Genomic DNA, 6840 nt, shown 5'->3' with positions numbered 1-6840 from the left:
CCTCCAAACATGTGGCTCAAACCTCCCTCGAATCCCTTCCCCGCACACTCGAAACATCAAAAAGCACAACCAAAGACCTGCCCAAGGCCACACGAAGAACTCCCTGAGCCCCAATCCTGGGCCTATGAACCGGGAAAAATCCAAACGAAACGCCCAAAGCCCTGCCCGTGGTTAATCAAAATCAACACCAAACCAGACCAAATCCAAGGCCCCGTCGCTGATCTCTGGCCATCGCTCAACAAAAAAGCCGGCCCTCCAGATGGAGGAACGGCCATTTGCGTACCCGCACAGCACGAAAATAATCAAACAGATTTGTTGGTGGTCAACGACCTGGTGATGAATTGCAGCATATCGTCGTACAAGGACGGAGGGCTGTACGGTGTCAAAAGACGCGTACGGACCGAACCGACAAGATTACACTGCACATTGGTCGCCAGTTCCTTCGTAGGGTACTGAACGATGGTTCCGTCATCATGGCCTTGGCGAACACAGTCCTCAAGGATATCGTAGACCTCGGTGAACTTCTCCTCCATCACTTCCGCATCCTCACGCGTCTTCACATCGCTGTAGGGAGAGCAGCGGATAAGCACCAGAAAGTTCTCCTCGGGATCGATGGAGAACGCCAGGTACTCCTCACAAAAGCGCTGCACCGCCTGAAGACCGGTATCGGCCCCGGCTACAGCCGCCTTCAATCTGGCGACAAGTTGTTCCAGCACATCCAGACCGGCGGTCATGAACAGCTTTTCCTTGTTCCCGTAATGATGCGTCAAAAGCCCCAGGGCCACCCCGGCCCGCTCCGAAATCTTCTTGAACGTGGTCTCATTGTAGCCATGCTCGCCAAAGAGCTCTTTGGCCGCCTGCAGCAGCGATTCCTTCTTGGTCATATACACCCCACCTCGTTGGAAACACCCCTCGGTTATCGGTGCGGCCCAGGCCGCCACCGAGGGCTACACTGTTAAACTGTTCAGCCACACAACGTCAACGGCACATCAGTATTACATTGCCTGTCGAGCAAAAAAATCGGCCCCCATAACGGGGGCCGAAGGGACAGGGAGTATCGACAGATAAACCACCCGAGGAGGAGCGGTTTGATCTCTAAAGGAAATCAGGCAGTAATACTCTGGCCGGGGGTGGCCCGTACCCCGGCGGTCCAACCGCACAGGATACGAGCCTCCATTCCGTCAACCAACTATCTGCCAACCCGACGAAGCTTTTCGTTCAACCTAACCGCTGGCCCGTTGCCATGCCGTTTGATTTCGCCGGGCTCGTATAAAATTGTTTGAGTGCTCAAACAGTCGTTGAGTCCATCTATATAAAGTACAGATCATATGTCAACCAAATTTGAAATTTTTTCACACCCGAATCGAGTTTGATTCCACGGCAGTTCACACAGGCACGAGCCTGTGCTATAATTTTTGCGAAGTTTATTATTCGCAGGTGTCCACAGGAGGAATCATCATGACAACATCCGAACGGAGACACGGTAACGAAAGAAGGGCACAAGAGAGACGGCTGGAAGGCGAACGCCGACAAGCCTTTCAGGATCGTCGCTCCATTTCGGAAGATCTTAGCGAACTGGAGCGAAGACATCAGGTTGAACGACGTGCGAACGACGAACGACGCACCCCTTCAGAACGTCGAAATAACGACAGACGAAAAGACTAAAAGACACAGACTACACCCCGTGTGCAGCTTGATGACAACAAACAACAAGAAAAGCCGCCGCTTCGTATGAAGCGACGGCTTTCCATTTCATTAAACTAGTGCCCTCTCGTCCAGGGCGGATGATCCGTTAGAACTCAAGATGCCTCGGCGTACGAGGACAGGGGATGACGTCACGGATATTGGTCACTCCGGTCACCATCATCAAGAGCCGCTCGAATCCCATGCCGAAGCCGGCATGAGGCACAGTGCCAAAACGCCTCAAGTCCATGTACCACCAGTATTCCTCTTCTGGCAGACCCATCTCCTGAATCCGCGCCTGGAGCACATCAAGACGCTCCTCACGCTGCGAGCCACCGATGATTTCGCCCACCCGGGGCACCAGAACATCCATGGCAGCAACGGTCTTGCCGTCGTCATTCATGCGCATGTAAAAGGCCTTGATGTCCTTGGGGTAGTCAAACACGATGACCGGTTTCTTGAAATGCTGCTCCGTCAGGAAACGCTCATGCTCAGTTTGGAGATCAATGCCCCACTCCACTGGGAATTCAAAGCGATCCTTGCCCTTCTTGGTTTTGGCATTCTTCAGCAGGATCTCGATGGCCTCGGTATAGGGCAGGCGCACAAAGGTGTCATTCTCGATGGAATCCAGAGTCGCATCCAGCGTCTTGTCCACCCACTGGGCAAACAACGCCATGTCCTCTGCACAATGCTCGCGCAGATGGCGCACCAGATATTTCAGGAACTGCTCGCCCAAATCCATATTCCCGTGAATGTCGCAGAAGCTCATCTCGGGCTCAATCATCCAGAACTCGGCGGCATGGCGGGGAGTATTGGAATTCTCGGCACGGAAGGTCGGTCCGAAGGTGTACACGTCACCCAGAGACGTCGCAAAAATTTCAGCGGTCAGCTGACCGGAAACGGTCAACGCGGCCTCTTTACCAAAGAAATCCTTCTCGTAGGACTGTGCTCCGGGTTGGGCCGGGTCATGGGTGGTCACCCGAAACATCTCGCCAGCACCCTCGCAATCCGAACCTGTGATGATAGGTGAATGCACATACCGGAAATCGCGATCCCGGAAGAACTTGTGCACGGCATAGGCAGCCTCGGATCGAATCCTGAACATGGCTCCAAATTTATTGGTACGGGGACGCAAATGGGCGATGGAACGCAAGAACTCGTCGGAATGGCGCTTCTTCTGAAGAGGATAACTCTCCTGGTCTGCCTCACCAATCAGTCTGAGAGCCTTGGCGCGCACTTCCCATTTCTGGCCCTTTCCCGGGGATTCGACCAATTCACCATCAATGGAGACAGCAGCCCCTGTACCCACGCGGGGCATGTCGTCCCAGCCCGGGAGTCCCTCATCCACAATGGCCTGAATATTGGAGAGACATGAGCCGTCGTTGATTTCCACGAAGGCGAAACCCTTGCCGTCGCGCTTGGTACGGACCCAGCCATTAATCTGGATGTCTTCTCTGGGCTCCTTGGCCGACAATGCTGCTTTGACCTTGATGCGATTCATGAACCTCATCCTCGTTGCGATTTTCGACGGCTTGTGATGGCCGCATGACATTCCCGAGCCCGGTCCACCCTTGACGGCGGCAGGCTTCTGGGCAAAGTATCCCTGTCGGACCCGCGAGGCACTTCCAAGCATTCGGTCCGGCTAGGCTGTATCCGATTTTCCGGCGGACCGCCACTACCGCGCCCCCCCACTACCATGGGGGAACGCCCAGAGGCGATGTCACCGCTTTGCTGCCACCAGACAACGGTGGACGCTTTACCACAGGGAGTATCATCAATGGGCTTCTTTTCGAAACTCAAATTCTGGCAATCAAAAGATGACGTCGAGGCCCCACAGGCTGTTGATCCCGAGTTGACCCCAGAAGAATTCCTCGACGCTAGTGAGACCACCCCGGCTGGCGCCGACACAGAAACTGAACCAACCCCAGCGCAGAAAAATCAGCCAGCAGCAGCTCAACCTGCCCCTGAAGAACAGCCGGCCAAAGCCGAGGAGCCCTGGCAAGCTGAACTGACCCTGGCCCTGCGCGAAGCTGAGCCCCGCCTTTCGCAATGGCTGGCACTCGTGCTGGAAGGACTGGAGGGCAAGGGTCCTGAATTATGGCAACGTTTAGATTTCCTCTTCCGAGCCCTGGGCGCCCCTGAAGCCGAGGCATCAGACTTCATCAAGCGCTTTGACGCCTGGTTGGACATGATGGAATACGAGCGGGTTCAGGATTTTCGCTCGGAACTGCAATACCGCCTGGCACTGGCGCTGGAGCTTGAAGACGAAGAGGACGAACGTTCCCGTCTGTTCCTCAAGCTTTCCGAAGGGCTGGAGAAAACCAAAGACAAAATTACTCGACAGATCGACGGCCTGCTGTCTTCTCACGACTCCATGGACGAAGAGTTCTGGGAAGAACTAGAAGAGATTCTCATCATGGCCGATGTCGGTTTCGATGCCACTCACATGCTGGTCAACAACCTGCGTGAACGTGCCCGCAAGGCCGACACCAATGACCCTGCCGCGTTCAAGGGTTTCATGGCCGAAGAACTGGCCGACCTGTTCAAGGGTGAGAGACGCATCACTGCCGTCAATCCACCTGAAGTTGTTATGGTCATCGGTGTCAACGGTGTGGGTAAAACCACCACCATCGCCAAATTGGCCCATCGCGCCCAGATGCAGGGCAAGAGGGTCCTCGTTGCTGCAGGTGACACCTTCCGAGCCGCCGCCATGGAGCAATTGCAGGTCTGGGCCGAAAGGGTCGGGGCTGGCTTTTATGGCAAAGGCGAAGGTGCAGACCCTGCAGCCGTGGCCTTTGAAGCAGTGGATTACGCCATCAAGGAACGCTACGACATCATCTTCGTGGACACTGCTGGTCGCCTTCACACCAAGGTGAACCTGATGGAGGAGTTGAAGAAGATCAAGAATGTTCTGGGCAAGAAACACCCCGGCGCTCCTCACCGTTCCATCCTTGTGGTTGACGCCACGACCGGCCAGAACGCACTCTCCCAGACGGACCTTTTCTCCAAAGCCGTTGGCGTGGATGAAATCGTTCTTACCAAGCTGGATGGCACCGCCAAAGGCGGTGTGGTTGTGGCCATTGCCCTGCAATTCGGAGTCCCTATCACCTTTGTAGGACTCGGCGAACGAATGGAAGACCTTCGGCCATTCAATGGTCAAGACTTCGCAACCGCACTTCTTGGAGCATAATCAACACAACAGGCCGCCTTCGGGCGGCCTGTTTATTTCAACTATCCTCCGCCCACCATTAGCCCCCACCTCTCAACACTCCAAAAAGACTATAACTTTTATTTTTTATTGCATAAAATAAATACTTTTACCTTTTTTGGATTCAATGTAGCATCGCCAACCAGCATGACACAACAACTCTCCCACTCTAGGCTCAAGCCTCTCCTTCTGTCCTCTCCCGGAGTTTCGGGTGAATAGATTCTATTCAGCACATCTGCTGATTATCCCTCTGCTTGTTGTGTTCTGGATCGCCTTCCTATCCTTCAATGCCCAGCGCATTGATGATGTCGTGGATGCCTACCGGAACGTTCAACTACAGGTGGTACGCAAGGCCGCACATAGTGGTGAAGAAGTCTTTGCCCAAGGGGCGACTGCTGAAAACATCTCCATGGCAACACTGGAAAAACGCTTCATGGGGCAGGTAATTCAGCCCGTCCAGCTGTTACGCGAATGCAACCTGTTCGTGACCCGGGACCGTCACGTCTTCCATTGCACCCTGCCGGAGTTCTCACCCAGCCTCATTGGACACAGAATACGCGACATGTTCGATGCTCAGATTGAAAAAGGGGCCTCGGACTATGACACCCTGATTGCCGGAGTCGATGCCGGGACAAAGGGAACAACATCCTTTGTCTGGAGCAAGGACCGTGGCACGGAGCACACGGCATGGGCCAGCTTCAGAGTCCTGGGTCAAACCTGGACCATTGGCGCCTCAACACCGGAATCCGCAATTCTCGCTTTCTCGGGAATTCCCAATCAGATACGCCGCGAGACCACTATCCTGGCGGCAATCAGTGCCTTATTCCTGCTCATCATGGCTGTCCTGGCACGGCAGCAAAGACTCTCCGTCCAGCATCAGAAAAAACTTAAAAGCACTGTAGACGCCAGGACCTCGGAACTGACCAAGGCCAATCAACGTTTGCGCTCCAGCGAAGAAAAATACCGATTATTGGTGGAGCACCAAAATGATGTCGTGGTCAAAATCAACAGCCATGGAAGATTGGAATTCGTTAGTCCATCATACTGCGATCTGATCGGCAAGCCCGAGTCCGACATGCTGGGGAGCAGGTTCATCAAAATGGTTCACAAAGAGGATCGCCGCAAAGCGTATATAGCGACCCGCAATCTTGACACGCCCCCCCACTCGTTCCTGGTCGAGGCCCGAATGCATACTCGCGAAGGCGTGCGCTGGCTCTCCTGGACAGGCAAAGGAGTTCCCAGCAAAGACGGCGCACCCTATGCCGAAATTGTTGGCATAGGGCGAGATATCACAGACATGGTTCTTGCCAGAGAACGCATCGCCAACTCCCTGACGGAAAAAGAAGTCCTGTTGCAAGAAGTCCATCACCGGGTGAAAAACAATCTTCAGATCATATGCAGTCTATTGGACATGGCCAGCCGCCGACTGCACTCGCCCCTGGATCAAGAACTGTTTCAGGACGTGCACTCCAAAATTGAAGGAATGTCGCTCATTCACACCCAACTCTATCAGAGTGAGCATTTCGACAGCATCGACATTGGCGAATACACCACCGCGCTGTTTGAACAACTGGCCAAGATGTTCAGCCGGGGCAACGTCGAGCTCGAGTTGGATGCCGACAAGGTCTATCTGCCTATCAATCGTGCCATCCCCTGCGGACTCGTGCTGAATGAAGCCCTGACCAATGTTTTCAAGCACGCCTACGCAACAGGTCTGGGTGGAAAGGTTTCCATCCTTCTGAAAAATTCCAACGGCCAGGTGCGCTTGCGCATAGCAGATGACGGCCCAGGTCTCCCTGAGGACTGGGAGACGCGGGGAGCCAAATCCATGGGCATGAAGCTCATGAGAAATATCGTGGAATTTCAGCTTGGTGGCAGCCTGATGGTCAACACCGGCCCCAATAGTGCCTTTGACATCAACTTCCCTGCCGATCAGAACTGATCTGGAG

The 6840-nt window shown here is 54.3% G+C and carries 4 protein-coding genes; 2 read left to right on the top strand and 2 right to left on the bottom strand.

Translation table 11 applies throughout. The features are described 5' to 3' along the window. Positions 1–302: 302 nt before the first annotated feature. Positions 303–884: a TetR/AcrR family transcriptional regulator gene (locus EL361_RS16120; protein WP_172961804.1), complete on the bottom strand. Its 582-nt coding sequence runs from the start codon at positions 882–884 to the stop codon at positions 303–305. A 908-nt stretch (positions 885–1792) separates the two neighbouring features. Next, a complete protein-coding gene (asnS, locus tag EL361_RS16115; protein ID WP_126380966.1) occupies positions 1793–3184 on the bottom strand; it encodes an asparagine--tRNA ligase in 1392 nt (463 codons plus the stop codon). A gap of 276 nt (positions 3185–3460) precedes the next feature. Here asnS and ftsY point away from each other — a divergent pair, with 276 nt between their 5' ends. Next, entirely contained in the window at positions 3461–4873 is a 1413-nt protein-coding gene (gene ftsY / locus EL361_RS16110; RefSeq protein WP_126380965.1) for a signal recognition particle-docking protein FtsY, read from the top strand. Between the two features lie 229 nt (positions 4874–5102). After that, positions 5103–6833 carry a sensor histidine kinase gene (locus tag EL361_RS16105; protein WP_126380964.1) on the top strand — a complete coding sequence of 577 codons (1731 nt, stop codon included), beginning with the start codon at positions 5103–5105 and terminating at the stop codon, positions 6831–6833. The last annotated feature ends 7 nt before the right edge of the window (positions 6834–6840 follow it).

Source organism: Desulfovibrio ferrophilus, from assembly GCF_003966735.1.
Taxonomy (GTDB): domain Bacteria; phylum Desulfobacterota; class Desulfovibrionia; order Desulfovibrionales; family Desulfovibrionaceae; genus Desulfovibrio_Q; species Desulfovibrio_Q ferrophilus.
This window is presented reverse-complemented; position numbering and strand designations above follow the sequence as displayed.